General features: G+C 39.4%; 17 protein-coding genes. 1 reads left to right on the plus strand and 16 read right to left on the minus strand.

Annotated elements, in window-relative coordinates; all coding sequences use genetic code 11:
• Positions 1–64 precede the first annotated feature (64 nt).
• The 7 genes from ACGLYD_RS10630 to ACGLYD_RS10660 form a co-directional block, all read right to left on the minus strand.
• On the minus strand, positions 65–841 hold the full coding sequence (locus tag ACGLYD_RS10630) for a hypothetical protein (RefSeq protein ID WP_067210538.1): 777 nt from the start codon (positions 839–841) through the stop codon (positions 65–67).
• A 230-nt stretch (positions 842–1,071) separates the two neighbouring features.
• Positions 1,072–1,593, minus strand: a complete 522-nt coding sequence (locus tag ACGLYD_RS10635) for a YhcN/YlaJ family sporulation lipoprotein (RefSeq protein WP_067210541.1) — start codon at positions 1,591–1,593, stop codon at positions 1,072–1,074.
• 152 nt (positions 1,594–1,745) lie between these two features.
• Positions 1,746–2,867: an FAD-binding oxidoreductase gene (locus tag ACGLYD_RS10640; protein ID WP_067210544.1), complete on the minus strand. Its 1,122-nt coding sequence runs from the start codon at positions 2,865–2,867 to the stop codon at positions 1,746–1,748.
• 152 nt (positions 2,868–3,019) lie between these two features.
• Entirely contained in the window at positions 3,020–3,817 is a 798-nt protein-coding gene (locus ACGLYD_RS10645) for an ABC transporter ATP-binding protein (protein WP_067210546.1), read from the minus strand.
• Positions 3,792–4,844 carry an ABC transporter permease gene (locus ACGLYD_RS10650; protein ID WP_067210548.1) on the minus strand — a complete coding sequence of 351 codons (1,053 nt, stop codon included), beginning with the start codon at positions 4,842–4,844 and terminating at the stop codon, positions 3,792–3,794. Before ACGLYD_RS10650 ends, ACGLYD_RS10645 begins: the two co-directional genes overlap by 26 nt.
• Before the next feature lie 18 nt (positions 4,845–4,862).
• Positions 4,863–5,879, minus strand: coding sequence for an ABC transporter substrate-binding protein (locus ACGLYD_RS10655; protein ID WP_354312712.1), 1,017 nt, complete (start codon positions 5,877–5,879; stop codon positions 4,863–4,865).
• A 317-nt stretch (positions 5,880–6,196) separates the two neighbouring features.
• Positions 6,197–6,361 (minus strand): aspartyl-phosphate phosphatase Spo0E family protein, encoded by a 165-nt coding sequence (locus tag ACGLYD_RS10660; protein WP_067210553.1) that lies wholly within the window; start codon positions 6,359–6,361, stop codon positions 6,197–6,199.
• 821 nt (positions 6,362–7,182) lie between these two features.
• Between ACGLYD_RS10660 and ACGLYD_RS10665 the strand changes: the two genes are divergently transcribed.
• On the plus strand, positions 7,183–7,368 hold the full coding sequence (locus ACGLYD_RS10665; RefSeq protein WP_067210555.1) for a hypothetical protein: 186 nt from the start codon (positions 7,183–7,185) through the stop codon (positions 7,366–7,368).
• Between the two features lie 67 nt (positions 7,369–7,435).
• Here the strand turns inward: ACGLYD_RS10665 and ACGLYD_RS10670 are convergent, their stop codons facing one another.
• From ACGLYD_RS10670 to ACGLYD_RS10710, 9 genes are all read right to left on the minus strand, one after another.
• Positions 7,436–9,256 (minus strand): LysM peptidoglycan-binding domain-containing protein, encoded by a 1,821-nt coding sequence (locus ACGLYD_RS10670; protein ID WP_399632853.1) that lies wholly within the window; start codon positions 9,254–9,256, stop codon positions 7,436–7,438.
• 200 nt (positions 9,257–9,456) lie between these two features.
• Positions 9,457–10,248: a VLRF1 family aeRF1-type release factor gene (locus tag ACGLYD_RS10675; RefSeq protein WP_067210560.1), complete on the minus strand. Its 792-nt coding sequence runs from the start codon at positions 10,246–10,248 to the stop codon at positions 9,457–9,459.
• A 165-nt stretch (positions 10,249–10,413) separates the two neighbouring features.
• Positions 10,414–11,751, minus strand: coding sequence for a gluconate:H+ symporter (locus tag ACGLYD_RS10680; protein WP_399632855.1), 1,338 nt, complete (start codon positions 11,749–11,751; stop codon positions 10,414–10,416).
• Between the two features lie 103 nt (positions 11,752–11,854).
• Positions 11,855–11,980 (minus strand): hypothetical protein, encoded by a 126-nt coding sequence (locus ACGLYD_RS10685; protein ID WP_338656246.1) that lies wholly within the window; start codon positions 11,978–11,980, stop codon positions 11,855–11,857.
• Between the two features lie 791 nt (positions 11,981–12,771).
• Complete coding sequence (locus tag ACGLYD_RS10690) at positions 12,772–13,758, minus strand: ABC transporter substrate-binding protein (protein ID WP_399632858.1); 987 nt, start codon at positions 13,756–13,758, stop codon at positions 12,772–12,774.
• Positions 13,759–14,081: 323 nt separating this feature from the next.
• Positions 14,082–15,065 carry a 3,4-dihydroxyphenylacetate 2,3-dioxygenase gene (hpaD, locus tag ACGLYD_RS10695; RefSeq protein WP_399632861.1) on the minus strand — a complete coding sequence of 328 codons (984 nt, stop codon included), beginning with the start codon at positions 15,063–15,065 and terminating at the stop codon, positions 14,082–14,084.
• Between the two features lie 20 nt (positions 15,066–15,085).
• Complete coding sequence (gene hpaE / locus ACGLYD_RS10700) at positions 15,086–16,597, minus strand: 5-carboxymethyl-2-hydroxymuconate semialdehyde dehydrogenase (RefSeq protein WP_399632863.1); 1,512 nt, start codon at positions 16,595–16,597, stop codon at positions 15,086–15,088.
• 199 nt (positions 16,598–16,796) lie between these two features.
• Entirely contained in the window at positions 16,797–17,720 is a 924-nt protein-coding gene (gene hpaI, locus ACGLYD_RS10705) for a 2,4-dihydroxyhept-2-ene-1,7-dioic acid aldolase (RefSeq protein WP_399632866.1), read from the minus strand.
• Positions 17,721–17,835: 115 nt separating this feature from the next.
• Complete coding sequence (locus ACGLYD_RS10710; RefSeq protein ID WP_399633185.1) at positions 17,836–18,306, minus strand: flavin reductase family protein; 471 nt, start codon at positions 18,304–18,306, stop codon at positions 17,836–17,838.
• Positions 18,307–18,435: the final 129 nt, after the last annotated feature.

An 18,435-nucleotide genomic window follows, 5' to 3' on the forward strand; every position in this document is an offset into this window, starting at 1 on the left:
TAATTTAAAGAGAAGAATGTTTACATTTTTCTCTTGGAGCGGTGTCTTGACTTCAGCACTATTCTTACTTCATCTGGTCTGTTACTGTATCAACAAGTAACAAAGGATCTACCGTATATACCTCGTAAACGACTTCCTCTTCCTGCCACATAAAGCTATTCGCAGCTGCACCTTCACTATTCATATCAAACATCCCAGCCCCGATCTTTCGTGGAGCTGGTAATAATTGATTTTCCAACTTTGCGACAATCTCTTTTGCCAAATCGTTCATTTTCGCACTTCCTACATCGCTATTCCGATTACGAATCGAAAATGACCAGCGCCCCTCATGCCATGTAAGGAAAATACTCCCTGCACCGGCATCTTGGTATCCCGTAATGCCATTTCCCAAATCAACTTTTTGAGCGCCATCATTGATGGGTTGGTAATTTATTTTCGCTTTAGCACTAGCCGCTGAATCATACCTTGTCCCATTCACAATCATATAAGGGTGTGCATCGTGCAAGGTAGAATCATTTACAGGAATCGGTACATTTGTGACATAAAAATTTACTTCGTAATTATTTTTGCTCGATGCAGTAGTCGCCGTCAGATAACCTTCCCCTACAAAAATATCCTCTGGCAACATCAATTTCACATCAGTTTCTATAGCAGATGTTACCTGCGCTAAGATTTCTTCATGTGTTTGCTCAGGATTAGTTTCAGGGCTTTCTATTTGTTTTTCGGGTGTATCCGTTTCGGTAATATCTGGTGTCTCTACAACTTGATCCGCGCTTGATGAACATCCACCCAGTATGAATAAAGCGCTAATGACAATTACACTAACTCTTTTTGATTTCATATAGTTCTCTCCTTATATAAACCACAAAAAATACTCAATTTTATTCTTATTCCCCTTTTTCTTGCTTGTTAATCCTTTTTATAAGTACGATGCGAGAAATAAACAGGTTTAACTGTCCATTAGCGAGAACCTGAAGTGTAATTCCGAAAATAGTTTATTCATCAAAAAAACTCATCATTCATTGGAAGAATGATGAGCCTTTTATTGAATAGACAGTTGAAACGGATAGCTTAATGCGCGTCAGGAAATACTCGCTTCATCGCATCTGAAAACTCTTCAAAGAATCCTTCCACTGGTTTGTCTTCTCTAATCTTAGTTCCATATTCGTCCATTTGTTTTACAAAATCGGGATTCATCGATACATAAACATTTTTAAAGTTAGCATCAGTCGACCTGACCTCATCCGCAATCTTATTCTCAGTCACTTCTGAACCATCTGCTCCTTCTTTTAGCACGACTGCCACATAAGCATTTGTGTCAGTTACGATGACATTGGCGCTTTCCACTTCTTCCATTTCCACTATTTTATCAGCAACATCATCAGCGACCGTCAGCTCTTGATTACCTTCACTATTTGGATTGGTATCCGTTGCCGAGTCGTTTGTAGTACCGTTTGTGGTAGTATCGTTTACATCCGTTTCTGTTTCTGTACCCACCGCATTGTCCTTCACTTCTTCATTTTTCTTCGTTCCACATCCCATCAAAGAAAAAATGACGAGCAAAGTGGCCAAAACACGCAACATCTTAGTCATTGATAATCCTCCTTCAAATTTGTCAGTAACGATAGCATGGTCTGTTTGTCTTTTTTTATGTAGTCGTTTTAAAATTTTTGCCAATAAAAAATTCTCAAGCCGAAATACGGCTTGAGAATGAAATAAATTATGGTAATACATTCAGGCGACTGTCACTCAACTTTGATTGCACTTACAACTTTATACAACTCAATGTCTATGTCAACCGGTTCATTCATTGCTAATTTTGCTAGTTGTTTACCTAAGAAAGGTCCGACAGTTAGTCCTGAAGCACCCAATCCATTCGCTAGTAAAATTCCTTTTGCTCCTGGAACTTCTCCAATAATCGGGAGGAAACCTGGGGTAAACGGACGGTAACCTACACGTACCTCGGTAAAAGCGCTGTCTGCTAATCCTGGCGCGACTGTTAGAGCTTTACCTAATACCTCATGCAAGCCTCCAGCAGTAACGCGCATATCAAACTGTTTATCATCTTCATGCGTTGCTCCAATGACTACTTTTCCATCATCAAATGCAAGAATGTATTGGTCAGTTGGTGGCATGACGACTGGCCATTCGGTGGTTTGTGTTTTTTCAAGTTGTAGATGGACGATTTGTGCTTTTTGAGCACTCACTTGTAGATGAATGCCTAACGGCTCAATTAATTCTGCCGCCCATGCACCGGCAGTGACTATGACTTTATCCGCTAAAAACTGTTGATCTTCTACTTGAACTCCCGTGACAACTTTGTCTGTAGCAATAAGTGCTGCAGACCCATTTACGAACACTGCACCATGTTTTTTTGCGGCACTGACCAACGCATTTCGTAAAGCTCGCCCGTTTACACGAGCCGCTCCACTAATTTGAATAGATTCATATTCCCCAGAAAGCGGCGGAAATAAAGCCGATGTTTCACTTGCATTCAATTGACGGATATCGCCAATTTCAGGTGCATCTTCTCGTCTTTTTACCGCACGTTCTTTCATTTTCTCGAGTTTGACAGCATCCGTGTGCAAGCTGACCGCACCAACGCGTCGGTACCCCGTTTCCGTTTCTCCGTCTTCTTCAAGCTGTTGGATGAGTGACGTATAATATGCCGCCCCGCCTTTCGCAAGGGCGTACCAAGCTTTATTTCTCCGTTGGGATAGCCATGGACAGATAATGCCCGCTGCCGCATCCGTCGCCTGCCCCGCGTCCTGACGATCTATAACTGTCACTTTAACTCCAGATTTGGCTAAATGATACGCTGTCGACGCTCCTAAAATTCCTGAGCCTATGATGATAAATTTCTTCATTATAAAACACCTTTTCCACTTTGAGTTTATTCTAATCATACCAGTTCTTATACTGAATTTTGACCGATTAACATGGTTTTGTCGAATTTACCCGCGACTCCATAAAAAACACCACAACCATGTCAGGTTGTGGTGTTTTATCCTTATTCACTTCACACAGATAACAACGCGGCATCACTGTTTAACTTTTCACCGCGAATGCGTTGGAATTCGGCCATTAACTTTTCGATCGTCAACTGCTTCTTTTCCTCAGCTTCAACTTCCAAAATGATTTGCCCTTTATCCATCATAATGAGCCTATTGCCCAAATCCATTGCTTGCTGCATATTATGTGTGACCATCAGCGTTGTCAACTGATCCTTTTCTACAAGTTGTTTCGTTAGATTCGTGATCAATTCTGCCCTTGATGGGTCAAGAGCTGCTGTATGTTCATCAAGAAGCAAAATAGACGGTTGTGTAAAAGTAGCCATTAACAAAGAGAGTGCTTGACGCTCCCCACCTGATAGCATACCTACCTTGGCATTCAATCGATCCTCTAGGTTCAAATGAAGTGTTTCTAGTGATTCCCGGAAGAGTTCACGACGTTTCTTGTGAACTCCTTTACGCAATCCACGTGTTTTATTGCGCGAATACGCCATTGCTAGGTTTTCTTCAATTGTCATAGAAGGAGCTGTTCCTGCCATTGGATCTTGGAATACTCTGCCGATCATTACCGAACGTTTATATTCAGGCAGTTTCACAACATTTTTACCCGCGATTTCAATGACACCGAAATCAGGCGTAAGTGCTCCTGAAATCATATTCATCATTGTTGATTTCCCCGCACCATTACTGCCGATGACAGTTACAAAATCTCCTTTTTTCAAATGTAAGTTGATTTGATCAAGTGCGATTTTTTCATCGGGAGTCGCTTCGTTAAATACTTTATTTATCTGTTGGAGTTTCAGCAATTGCATTCCCTCCCTTGTTTAATACATGATCATAAGTTGTTAATCGTTCGGCATGACGTTTCGCTTTCCTCTTATTTTCCCGTCTTTTATCAATGTATTGCGGTAAAATAAGTGCAGCTATAACAATAACGGCGGTGATTAACTTCATATCTCCTGTATCGAGAAATTCTACTCGAAGTGCAAGACCCAATACGATTCTATAAATAATAGCACCTGCAATCACTGCAAGTGTTGTTCGCATAATTGTTTTTGTACCAAAGATTGCTTCACCAATAATAACAGAAGCTAGTCCGATAATAATCATACCGATTCCCATACCGATATCGGAAAACTTCGAGTACTGAGCAATCAATGCACCAGAAAAAGCGACAAGCCCATTAGATAGGCCTAACCCTAGGATTACAAGAGTATCTGTATTCGCTGAAAAGCTGCGAATCATTTTCTTATTATCACCAGTTGCCCGTATTGCAAGCCCGATTTCTGTTTGTAAAAACCAATCTACAACGACTTTAATAAGCAATGTAGCTATAATCATTAAAAATAACGTTCCCCATGTAGAAGGTAAGTATGTAACGCCTAGCATGCTGAAGAATTGATTGATTGACTCATCAATGCCAAGCGTACTCCAAAATACATAGAATTTACTAAACAACGTCTCTGCATTTAACAAAGGAATATTGGGACGTCCAACAGAACTATCCGACGTCATCCCCATAATCCTTAAATTGATAGAGTACAAGGCAATCATCATCAAGATACCCGCAAGTAATGGATTAATCTTTCCTTTCGTATGTAAAAGACCCGTAATACAACCGGCAATAAATCCAATAACAATGGCGACTCCAGTTGCGAATAACGGATGATACCCAAAGACAATCATCGTTGCTGCAACCGCTGCCCCTGTTACAAAACTTCCGTCAACCGTTAGATCGGGAAAATCTAGCACCCGGAATGTGATGTACACACCGAGTGCCATGATTGCATAGATGATTCCTTGCTCCACAGAGCCGAATATAGCACTAAACATACAGAATCATCTCCTAATTTATTCGCTTAATTCAGCTTTCCATTCGTCCTTGATATTAAGACCAAGTGTATCAGCTGTAGCTTTATTTATAACAAATTTTAAGTTCTGAGGAATTTGAACGGGCAAGTCAGCCGGTTTACTTTCGCCTTTTAAGATCTTAACAGCCATTTGACCTGCTTCAAAACCTATATCGTAAAATTCAAATCCATATGCGCCTAAACCACCGCGTTTTACGGAGTCGAACTCACCGACTAACAACGGAATCTTATTGGCATTCGCAACATCTATCACCGATTCAAGTGCTGACACAACCGTATTATCTGTAATAATGTAGAAAGCATCTACTTTACCAATCAATGATTCAGTAGCTTGCTTCACATCCGCGGATGTTGCAACTGGCGCTTCCTTTACAGTCATATCCATATCTTTCAATATTTCTTTAACCGCATCAACTTGTGAACGTGAGTTTTGCTCTCCAGCGTTAAAGACCATTCCAACATTTTTAACGCCTAATTCTTCTTTCATGAACTTCATAGTTGATGGAATTGCTTCAGGATGATTATCAATTGTCCCAGTCACATTGCCGCCTGGACTTTCCATTGAAGCAACTAGTTCAGCACTTACAGCATCAGTTACCGATGTAAATACAATTGGAATTTCTTGTGTCGCTACTGCGACTGCTTGTGCACTAGGCGTCGAGTTCGCAAAAATTAAATCAACGCCTGAACTGACTAAGTTATTAGCTATCGTTGTATTAGAGCTATTATCATTCTGAGCATTTTGCTCAACGTATTCCACGTCAAGACCTGCATCAGCCAATGCTTTTTTAAATCCGTCTGCCGCAGCATTCAAAGATGGATGCTCGACAATTTGAGTCATACCAATTTTATATTTCTTCGTTTCTTCATTAGTTCCTTGCTCTTTTTCATCATTTGATGGCTTGGATGCATTCTCTGCTTTGTTTTCTCCACATGCCGCAAGGATGAAAATAACGCTAAATAATGCCACTGCATACTTTAACCAATTTGTTTTCATTTTTGTTCCCCCTTTTTCATTATCGCCTTCTTTAATAGACTTGTCTTTACGACGATAATTATTCGTAACAATACACTGTTTGCAAATGTTAGTCAATGGAATTTTAAGTATTCTAAACATTGAAGCGCTTACATTTTCTAAATAGTGTTTTTTGTTTTTTAATTATTAACGATTCATTATAATGTATAAAAACTCAATGAATTACTTGGGTCATTTTTACGTACAAAAAAACGACCAATACCCGCCGAAGGAGTTTTGACCGTTTTTCTACACAATTAGGGATAATCCGCATTTGAGCTGAGTAATTACTTCATTTATTACGATACTTTTTCTTGATATCTATTAATTAACTCATCCAATTCTTGACTACACGCGACAACAAGGGGATGCGTATATCCGAAAGTTTTTGCTTTTCTATACATGACTTTTCTCTTAATCCCAATTTGAAACAACAACGCCTTTTCATTCAGTAGCCTTTTCACAAATCTTCCTCCATATAATATATTCGGCTTCAAATTATGCGCTCTTTATCTAGTAGGTTCGGAAGCAACTAGTTCATCGTACAACATGATGTTTAAAAAAAATGTCGTATTAAGGCAAGATTACATTAATTCATAAATTTGTCACAAATCATAGGAATATAAGTCGTATTAGTTGATTCTTAAAGCTTTGAGCATGTTTTTATTCGTGGATTGTTTGTATTTTTAACTATTTCACTTAAAATGGTTTATATCATATTCAGCTGGGTATAGATAGATTACAAGGTGAAACAACCTGAAGAAGCTATTCGTAGACGAGTAACCTACAAGTAACTTCTAATGGATGAAATGCACAGCCTTGGCGGAAAATTTGCTTTACTGGCGACTAGTTACATTCGATGAGAACCACCTGATTTAGAGTTAAGTTGTGTATCACTTAGCTATTCATCCGGCATTAGGGATGAATAATTAAGGCTTTAACTAAGTAATACAGGTTAATCACGAAGTGTTAGACCAAGCAGTAAGCGTTACGTTTTTTGTTTAAGTGCAATTTGAATACTGACAGCTATGCCAAAAGTGGCGGCGCACGTCAAGCTTATCAAGCTGAAAGACGAGTATTAAATAATCGTCAGTAAAAACAGTTTGTATCATTGAAAAAACAAATTTTCCGAGTGCACCCCTTTCATAGGGGAATGAAAAAGCATGGTCCTTCATGGATCATGCTTTTTTTCGTCTCAATAAATTTCTTCACAGCTAATACGAATTGAAATCGTTTTTGAAGCCATATTAACGTAGAATACACTTATTGAAATGGAGGGTTTATTATGACAAAAGATAATCCAAAAGGAAATACCGACAAGTCAGCCCCATCGAAACATAAAAAATTAAACTCGAACACAATGAAAGAAGAGATTTCGCTTGAGTTAGCCGAACTCGGAAACTTAAACCCGAAGCATGAACCGATGACAAAAAACGACAGGCAAAAGAGTGAATCGGAAAAGACTTATTAATAATAGAAGATATTTACTGAAAACCACTAGGTATAACCAACCCTAGTGGTTATTTTTTCGAAGTACCCTACGGCAAAAACAAAACTGTTGAGGAAATTCCATCAATATGTTCCTTATCCGCCCATAATATAAAGTAATTATAAGATATTCCATCAATCATTATCGGACTCGGATAATTTGCGATAAAGGCTGCCTGCCCCTTCATTTCAGCTGGTTGATCGGCAGAAGGTAAAATAGTGCATGACTGTTCATATGGGTTTTGTGATTGTATTATTCGAGGCACCGAGCCATAGGGCATTAGTTTTTGAAAAGCTTCGTCATGGCATACCTTGTCGATCGAATCGGATCCCAAAAGAGCTGAAATCTGAAAAAAGCCATCATCGCCTTCGTATCTTTCATTGTTTACCCTATGCCAACTTGCGGGATATTGAAAGTTAACGTCAAAAGTCTCGTTCGTAAATTCCGCTTTTGACAAATCCATAATCGGTGTTGGCGACCATTGCACTGACGTGATAGTCACGTCTTCAATGAGCCTAATTGGGACAGGATGGGTTAGATCAAGCACCCACAGCTCATTGGCAAATTCCTGCTCTTTACACCCAGAAAGGTATGCAATTTTTCTTCCATCAGGCGACCAAGTAACTGGTGTCGAAAAGCAATTCGAAATCGCCCATATCCGATCATCATTCCCAAGTCGCTCCACAGTTCTTATTTGCGTAAAATAGCCTCTATCATCAGATGCGGTCGCACTATACGCGATTCGTAAAGAATCAGGTGACCATTCCGGGAAATAGTTTTTCCCATCTGGTCCCCCTTTCACTTCATGCACAACACCTGTAGCAAGCTCCACAGTGTAAATAATTGAAACACTTGCACCTGGTGTTGTATAGAGAGCAAAGCTACCATCGGGTGATAGACGCGCATCATGAAGAGGACCGTTCGTATTTCTAGTAATTTGCTTTTTAGCCATTCCATTTGTATCACTGCTGAATAGCTGACTTATACCTGATGCATCCAGAGCTTGAAACATTAACTCCGTGCCACTCGGAAACCAGCTCACTTCTGATGCACCAGGTTGCCTGATCGTCTTCGCTGCATGCACCGTGGCGTTATACAGTATAATCATTCCTCGGGTCGCATAAGCTAAACTTGAACTGTCTGGAGACCAACCCAGACTGAAATCTCCCCCTTCCTCCAACTGATCAATACCAGCGATTAAACTCGTTGCTGTATAAATAACATAGATAATCCTATCCTTCCCAACAAATGCGATTCGGCTGCTATCCGGCGACCAAATTGGTTGCGAGCGTGCATCGCCTAAACCACTTGTAAGTTGTCTATTTTTCCCGGTCCGCGGATTATACACCCAAATATCATACTGCCCTCCGCGATCAGATGTATAAGCTAGAAATCCTCGATCAGCGGTAGGTGCGAAAGGAATACTTAATTTCATTCCAGGAGTTAGAGCTGTGGATGGCAGTTCGTTGGTCGTCTGTAAATACTTGGGATTACTTTGACCACCTGTTGTCACGTTGAAACGCTTGGCAATCTGAACCAATGTGTCCCTAGGTTGAACGACGTAATAAGCAACACCAGGTGGGATTTCAAGTAATTGACCTATCTGTAAGGCATATGGTGGCCTTAGCCTATTTGTTTCGACAATCAAAGAAACAGGAACACCATACATTTGAGAAATCCGGTACACGGAATCTCCCGACTTAACGCGGTATTTATTGACGCCAGGTGGAATTGACAACTGTTGCCCGATAGTGATTCTATATGGTTGCGTTAAATTATTTGCGGCAATAAGGGATTTCACTGGAAGTTCCCACCGCTTAGCTATGTTATTTAATGTGTCGCCAGTCCTAACTACATAAAAAAATTGCATCGCTAACACATCCTTCCATTTTGACAACATCGTAATTTCCCAAGTTAAATGTGAACAGAATTCAATTGCTCTACCCACACCTAGGTTATTCGTCTAGCGGGCGGTATGTTCTAACTATGACATTCATTCAAAGTAGAAAGCACAAAAAAACGAACGGCTCTTTTTAAAAAAGAGCCGTTCGTTTTTCCAATTTCGCTTATCTACTTTTCAAAGACTTGGTGAAGCACATCACTCGGTTTGCTATTATTCAAGTTTTTATAGATGCAGCTTGCTGGTTTTTCTCGCAACGTTTCGGCGAAAGCGTTTGCTAAATCAGCTTCACCCGACACATGTATTTCTTGCCAGCCGCGTTCCTTTTTCAATTTCCCAACAATTTCACCCATTCCTTTATAGAACCGCTGAAGGTTTTCTCTCAAACGTGGTTCTAAGGCGTCGTCACGAGTAGCCCCGGTTAGTGTTTCGTTAGGATCTTTTTTCTGACTTTTTCCCCATCCTTCCAAATTCGCGTCGAATACATAGGTGGCTTCATCAATAACGGCCCCCATTGCTGTATCTAAAATGCGTACTTCCCCAAAGCTCGGCAAGATAATCCCCGCTTCCGGATATGCTTTGTACATATATTCCATCTCTTCAGTGACTGGGTGGTTTTCCCAGTGGAAGCTTGTTTTCACTGGGACTTGAACATAGTGAACTGCCCATAATTCCGGCTCTAATGATGCAAAAATCACAACACCTTTGCTTAGATCATTCTTATTATCCTCGACTTCTGTTTGAACTTTCTTTCTAAGTTCAGTAAAATTTTTCAATTCCTTTTCATCTTTGGAAGCTTTAATATACTCGTCAATCCGCTTCAATCCACTCTTCAAATGAATTCTCCATGCCCCGTTTAGTTGATCAGGATCACCGGGATTAGTGTTTAAATAGACACTCAATACACAACGGTCATCACAGTGAAAGTCTTTTAAGGTTTTAAGTTCTTTGCTTAATGACATAATTACATTAACCTCCTTAATTTTCGATTCACTATTAGCATACCCTCACGTGCTTAGTCTAAAACGAATTGTGAGTACACTTACATTTACAAGTTAATAATGGATTAGAAAAAGCTGTTTTCAAAATCCTCTGCACATGGACTTTGAAGACAGCTTTTCATTTCATTAAATAAATAAGCTAAGTAGTAATACAACACCAAGACCAACAATCGAGTTCGTGAATAAAAGAAGGCCCCATGTTTTGAATGTGTCTTTAATGGATAAGTTGAAGTACTCTTTAAACAACCAAAACGATGCGTCATTTACATGAGTAATCGTGTTACTTCCTGCGGCTGTTGCTAAAACCATTAATACAGGATTCACATCAAACGTATGAATAAGCGGACCTACGATTCCAGCAGCGGTTATCGCAGAAACAACGCCTGTCCCTGTTGCAATACGAAGCATTGCCGTGATGACCCATGCCATAATTAACGGAGATACACTTGTATTTTCCATCATTCCAGCGATAAAGTCACCAATTCCTGTATCTAAAATGATTTGTTTGAATGCACCACCGGCACCAACAATGAATACAATCATCGCAATACCCTCGATTGCCCCGGAAAAAGAAGTCATGATTTCCGGCATTGTTCGACCTCTTCGTGTACCGAATACGTAAATGGCAACTAATACCGCAAGTAACATACTAATTTCGGCACTGCCAAGGAAATTAATAATTTGGTAGAACATCGTTCCTTTTTCAATAAATAGATCCATCACGGTAGCTGTTGTTATAATGATTGCTGGCAACAATGGAACAATTATACTGATTGCAAAACCAGGCATTTCATCTTCTGTGAATTCTTTCGACTTTTTCAACAATGGTGGCACAGGACGATCTAAATTACGTAGCATTCTAGGTAAAATAATACCCGCGGCAATAACAGATGGGATGACAACAACCAATCCCAATATATATACCATACCCATGTCCGCACCGTATGCCTGAACAAGTGCAGTTGGACCCGGTTGTGGAGGGAATATACTATGCGCCATTGTCGCGGATGCAACCATAGTAATCCCTAAACGTAAATAAGGAATTTTTGCTTCTACAGCAATACTAATTACTAGTGGAGCCAAAATGATGAAAGCAACTTCGTAAAAAACCGAAATACCGAAAATTGCTCCAACAATTAATATTGCCCACTCAACGTTTTTCACTCCAAATTTGTTTAATAAGGTAGAAGCTACGCGTTGAGCAGCCCCGGAGTCAACCATCAATTTACCAAGTACAGCACCCATTCCGATAATGATTGCCAAACTTCCAAGCGTGCCGCCAAAACCTGTTTTGATCGACAGGACAACTGCATCTAGTGTTAAACCATTTAATATACCTACCAGTATCGCGACGATCAAAAGAGTAAGTACACTGTTTAGTTTTACAACAATGTTCAAATAAAGTAGTAAAGCTACTCCAAGAGCTACCCAAATAGTAGGCAAATAATTTATAATCCATTCCATATTCATTTCCCCCAAGCCTATTTTCTTCCCCAATATGTATATTTTTTAATTATTCGTATTCTATTTACGCAATGATTGTATATCTGGAGCTGTATAGGTTAGCTTAAAAGCCGCCTTCAATAGCAGTTTTTGTCGATTGGATAATTTCTTCTGCATCATTTTCCCGGATAACGGCAACTTCTTTAGTTTCTGTGAGTTGAGTAAGAAGCGAGTATTTCGATATCTTCATTTGTCCTCCTTTAGTTATGATTTGGGATAGTTTACTGGCTTAATTTCAAATTCCCCACTCAATGTATACGCTTTCAATAACATTTTCAAATGAAAATATCTTGCCGGGACACTCCCCACGAATTTCTTTATCAGCGAAAGTTCTCGGGTAACCTTCTACAAATCGTACTTCAACCATGTCGATACTTTTGCCACGAGAAAAGATAATATAACACATCCAAATTCGTGAGAAACTTGACACAAAAAGCGTAAGTCTTCCACCCCAGAAGAATTAAACGTAATCAGAGCGCCGCCTTGCGTAAAAACACAAGATAAATATATGGCAACTCGAACTCCCCTTTCCGATAGTAAATATCCTATTTTTAATAGTAGTTTAAATAAATCGGTTTAGTAAACCGATTTAGTGTTCTCATTATATAGTGAAATCGCATTCAAAATCAATCATTAATTCTGAATAGCCTATTTCCTCTTCGTGATTCCCTCTTTTGTCCTTCCAGCATCTAGCTTTGAGACGCTTTTTACTTAATAGGAATTTCCCTAGAACTGGATCAATACTGCCTAGTATTATTTTAGAATGAACTTTCAATTTTAGAAATCACTATATTTTAAAGGTAAGAGAATTATAGTGAGACTTCTTAAAGCACCCTGCTATTATTAAATTATCCGCCGTTTTTTTTTCTATAAAATAAAACCGATTGCACTATATGCAATCGGCCTCATTTTATATCGCTAATAAGCAAATTTGAACATGGAACTAAAATACAACTAAAAATATGAAAAATAACCAACTATCTATTCACTAAGTTCAGCTTTCCACTCTTCTTTAATCTCAAGACCAATTTTAGATGCGCTATCTTCATTAACAACAAATTTTAATTTTTTCGGAACTTGAACGGGTAATTCAGAGGGCTTGCTTTCTCCTTTTAAAATCTTCACAGCCATTTGGCCTGTTTCATAACCGAGATCATGATAACTAAAGCCGTATGCTGCTAAACCGCCTCGTTTTACGGAGTCTAGTTCCCCGACCATCATGGGTAGTTTATTGTCGAACGCAACTGAAGTGACAGTTTCAAGCGCCGAAACAACCGTGTTATCTTTAATGATATACAAAGAATCGACTTTACCAATCAATGAGTCGACCGCTTGTTTTACATCCGCTGATGTGGCAACAGGTGCTTCAACAATAGTCAAATCCATATCTTTTACTACTTCATGAATCTTATCCACTTGAACGCGTGCATTTTGCTCCCCCGCGTTATAAATAATGCCTACATTTTTCGCACCTAATTGTTCTTGTAGGAACTTCAATGTTTGAGGAATGACATCAGGATGTAAATCAATCGTGCCCGTTACATTACCTCCCGGACTTTCCAATGACTCTACTAATTCAGCACCAACAGCATCTGTAACTGATGTGAAAACGATTGGAATTTCTTGAGTCGCACTTGCTACAGCTTGTGCACTGGGTGTCGAATTTGCAAAGATTAAGTCTACACCCGAATTAACAAGATTTGTAGCAATTGTTGTGTTAGCACTATTGTCATTTTGTGCATTCTGAACTACATATTCCACGTCAAGCCCTGCATCTTCCAATGCCTTTTTAAAGCCATCATAAGCGGCATTCAATGAGGGATGTTCTACAATTTGCGTGACACCTATTTTATATTTCTTTGTTTCCCCATTAGCACTCGACTCTTTTTTCTCTCCTTCTCCACATGCCCCAAGTAGTAATGCAGCACCGAAAATGACAACCGCCATTTTCTTCAAATAAATCTTCATTCTTTTTCCTCCTTTAATTAAACCTGCATATTTTGTGAAAATTTGATTCTAACAGTTAATTTTTCATAATGCTACACTGCCTGTGATTGATAGTCAATAAGGTTCCAAACATTATGAATATTTAAGCGCTTACATTAGATTTATTCGCATTGGCCAGTTCCCAGCATGTTCAAATCGAATCCAGTTGAAGCTATAATTTAATTTGTAGGTCTTCTTATTGTTTCGTAATCGCTAGTTCATTCCAATACAAAAAACACCCACGAAAAAGTTAACAGGTACATTTTCGTAGGTGTTTCATATTGTTCTATAGGTTAGTTCAGTACTTAAGCCATAATTTTTGGTTGTCTTTGTGCTAATAATGGTTCTTGACACTCTATTTCTTCACCCGTTTCAATATCAATGAACGTACTTGTTTCATTAAACCAACAATCCGGTGCTTTGTGACCCCAGAATGTTTGGCGAAGTGGATCATTTAAATCCCAGCGTTTCGGCTTTAAATCTGGGTCGCTTGTTAAATAATCGCCCGTATAAAGTTCAATGCGGTGGCCATCTGGATCTCTTAAATAGAGGAAGAAGGCGTTGGATAATCCATGGCGGCCGGGTCCCCGTTCAATTGAATCTGCATAGCCCATACTCGCTAAAATATCACAACAATCGAGCACGCTAAGTCGATCTGTTAATGAGTAAGCAAAGTGATGCAATTTTGGTCCAGGACCGCTCATGAATGCTTGATCATGAACAGTCGGCTTTCGATAAAGCCATGCTGCCCATAAGTCCCCATCCTCAGTATCCGTATACTCTGAACACGAGAATCCTAAGTGATCAACATAAAAATCAAAGGCTTTTTGAACATCTGGTACTGCACAGTTTACGTGGTCAATCCTTTGAATTTTCGCTCCTCGATAAAGATCATAGCGCTGCAACATCCGGTCAACGATAGTCATTTCTGCAAAAAACTCTAATGGAATTCCTGAGATATCATGCACTCGAAGGGTTCTTCCAATTGCATGTTGTACCCCTTTCGCTACCCATTTTGTTTTCAGACCTAGTGAGATGAAAACCTTTTCAATTTCATCGAGATCCTGTTCTTTTTCCACTTTGTAACTAAGTACCTCAACAACGGCTTTGTCTGCTTTTTTCAATAGTAAACTGTGATGCGAATGTTCTTCTAAACCTCTTAAGTAAATATGATTTTCATCACTTTCTGTTTCAATCATGCCTAATCCCTCAACATAGAACTTACGGGACGCCTGCAAATCTACTACATGAAGAACCGTTCTCGCGATCCGTATGATTGAAAAATCCATCGTGTTCACCATACCTTCCACTATTTTTTCCCGAACTGCTGAATACGATGATCAGCAATTGAAACATGAATAATTTTCTGTTCAGTATAAAAATTGAAGCCGTAATGGCCGCCTTCACGACCGATACCAGAAGATTTTGAACCTCCAAAAGGTGTTCTTAAGTCACGAACGTTCTGAGCATTCACCCAAAGCATTCCTGCTTCAACTTTTTGCGCAACACGGTGACCTCGTTTAATATCGTTCGTCCAAACATAACCCGCAAGTCCGTATTCAATACTGTTTGCCAACCTAATGACTTCTTCTTCATCTTTAAATGTCATCACGGTTAGTACTGGACCAAAAATTTCTTCTTGTGCAACGCGCATATGATTTTCAGCATTTAGTATAAGTGTCGGTGCCACAAAGTTTCCTTTAGCTAATTCAATTGGGATATCTCCATTAATCACTTCGGTACCTTCTTCTTTTGCAATTTCCAAATAGCTTTTGACCTTATTATAATGCCCTTTATCGATTAGTGGTCCCACCTCCGTATATGCGTCGAGGGGGTCACCAACTTTAATATTCGCAACACGTATCTTTAAAGCGTCGATAAATTTGTCTTTAATCTCTTCTTGCACAAATAAGCGTGAGTTCGCCGTACATCGTTCACCGTTAAAAGAGTATATTCCCCAGATACAAGCATCTAAAGCACGATCGAAATCAGCATCTTCAAAGACGATAATTGGTGATTTCCCACCAAGTTCCATCGAGCAACTTTTCAGTGTATCGGCACTATTTTTTATGATTGTTGTACCCGTCGTTGTTTCGCCAGTAAATGAAATAAGCTGGACATCAGGATGCTTGACTAGCGCATCCCCCGCTGTCTCGCCGTAGCCATGAACAACGTTGAAAACACCTTTTGGAAGATCCGCTTTATGAATCACTTCAGCCAATAGATTTGCCGAAAGTGGCGAAAGTTCTGCTGGTTTTAAAACAACTGTATTTCCTGTCGCAAGTGCTGGTGCAACTTTCCATGTCTCCAACATGAAGGGGGCATTCCATGGCGTGATTAATCCTGCAACTCCTACAGGCGCATGAATCGTGTAGTTGATAAATTCATCATCTACTTGATAAGCATCTCCAACAAGACGGCTTTCTACCATACGTGCATAAAACCGAAAGTTTTCTGAAGCACGGCTTACCATATTTCGAGTTTGACTAATTGGAAGTCCCGTATCAAGTGATTCCAAATAAGCGATTTTCTCTATATCTTCGTCAATCAAATCTGCAATTCGATAAATATAGGCCATTCTTTTTTTTAGCTTCATCGTTTTCCATGGACCATGATCAAAGGCTTCCCGCGCAGCTGCCACTGCTTTATTAATATCATCAGATTGCCCTTCAGCAACTTCATTGATTTGTTCATTAGTAAACGGATTCATATTTTTGATCGTCGTCCCACTTAAAGCGGGAGTGAACTCTCCATTTATATAGAGTGAAATATTCTGTTGTGTTTCATGTTTATAAGAAACTACCCCATGGGTTGACACCATACTTATCACCTATTTCCTTCTTATATATGTTGAAATAAGGAATCCCATCTAATTCGCTTTGGCCTGCAGGATGCAGGTCATGCAGTCGTTGCGACATGACGTTGCGAACTTAGACTGCCTTCCTTTGCCCCCCCTGTAATGCGCCTTCACTCAGTTTATATAGGCATTCATTTGTTCAACATATATATTATTTTTTTAGTCAGTTTGCAGTAACTTCCTTAGGTAAAATAGCAAGTTCAATTAGTGATTCACGAACTTCTTGTTGGATTGCAGCTGTTGGTAATCCTAGAGGTAAGCGAAGCTTCGGCGTAATTTTCCCCATCATACCAAGTGCTACTTTAACGGGGGCTGGATTGGTATCTTTGAAGAGTGCATCATTTAATGGCATTAATTCGAAGTGAAGATCTTGTGCTCTCGCAACGTCTCCAGCAACCCAAGCATTGTAAAGTTCGGCTACTTTAGTTGGCTCAACATTTGCTGTGGCACTAATAAATCCAGCCCCGCCAATTGCCAGCATTGGATAGCAAAGCAGTTCGATTCCTGAGAATAATAGGAAGTCTCTTCCACAATTTAGAAGTACACGATTTACATGTTCAAAGTCTTTGTTTGCTTCTTTTACACCAATAATGTTGGGACAGTCCTCAACTAAGCGTTTCATCGTGCTAACTTCCATATTGACGGCGGATCGACCTGGGATATTGTAAATAATGATTGGCGTTGTAACTGAATCAGCAACCGTTTTAAAGTGCTGATAAAGTGCTTCCTGGTTCGGTCTATTGTAGTAAGGCACAATAACCATTGCAGCATCTGCACCTAGTTCTTCTGCATATTTCGTTAACTCCATTGTTTCATCATGATTGGTAGACCCTGTACCAGGTGCAAAAAATACACGTCCAGCAATTGTTTCTTTTGCTAATTCCATAACTCTTTTTCTTTCAGCAATTGTTAAAGAACTTGGTTCACCACTCGTTCCTGTAACAGAAATCCCATGACTTCCACTGTCAATTTGCCAATTAATCAACTCAACAAATGCTTTTTCATCGATTGCACCACCGTCAGTAAAAGGTGTTACTACAGGGCAAATTGAACCTCTTAACTTCTTTTTGGCTTCATCGTATATCAAAAGAATCCACTCCTTCAAAGTTATTAAATATCTGTTTCAAGAAAAGTATTCCAGCTGTATAGCTCGCCTACTCGACTCTCTTTCACACCACGAATAAGGTAAACTGGCACACTCATTATTCTTCGAGTTCTTTTAGTTCACGGTACTTTCCTTGACTAAATAGTAATGGATCTTTTTGTTCAAGTTTAACGCCAGTAACATGACCAATAAAAACCGTATGATCTCCTACTACGTATTCGCTATACAGTTTGCATGTAACAACGGCTAACGCATCTTCTAGAATTGGCAATCCTTTATAGGTGGCAAATGTAATTTTAGATTCTCCATTAAGCTGACCCGAAAATTGCTTTGACACATTTTGTTGGTCAGACGATAATATGTTAATCGCGAATTGATTAGCATTTTTGATATGCTGATGCATTCTTGCATTTTCTCCAATACTAATTGCGACCAGCTTCGGGTTGAGAGATATGGACATAAAAGCATTTGCTGTCATGCCATGTACCTCTTTAGCAACTTCTGTTGTAATAACCGTTACACCCGTTGCAAAACTGCCCATAGCATTTCTGAATAAACGATCATCAATCTCGTGATCTACTTGTTGCATAATATATTCTCCTTTCCACTTTCAATTCACCTGTTTAATTATTTCGAGATAAGAAAGTATAAGTTATTCGACACGGTACAGTGTCTAGGCTTTAGGCGGCCATACGTT

Source organism: Sporosarcina sp. SG10008 (assembly GCF_044569405.1).
GTDB classification, from domain to species: domain Bacteria; phylum Bacillota; class Bacilli; order Bacillales_A; family Planococcaceae; genus Sporosarcina; species Sporosarcina psychrophila.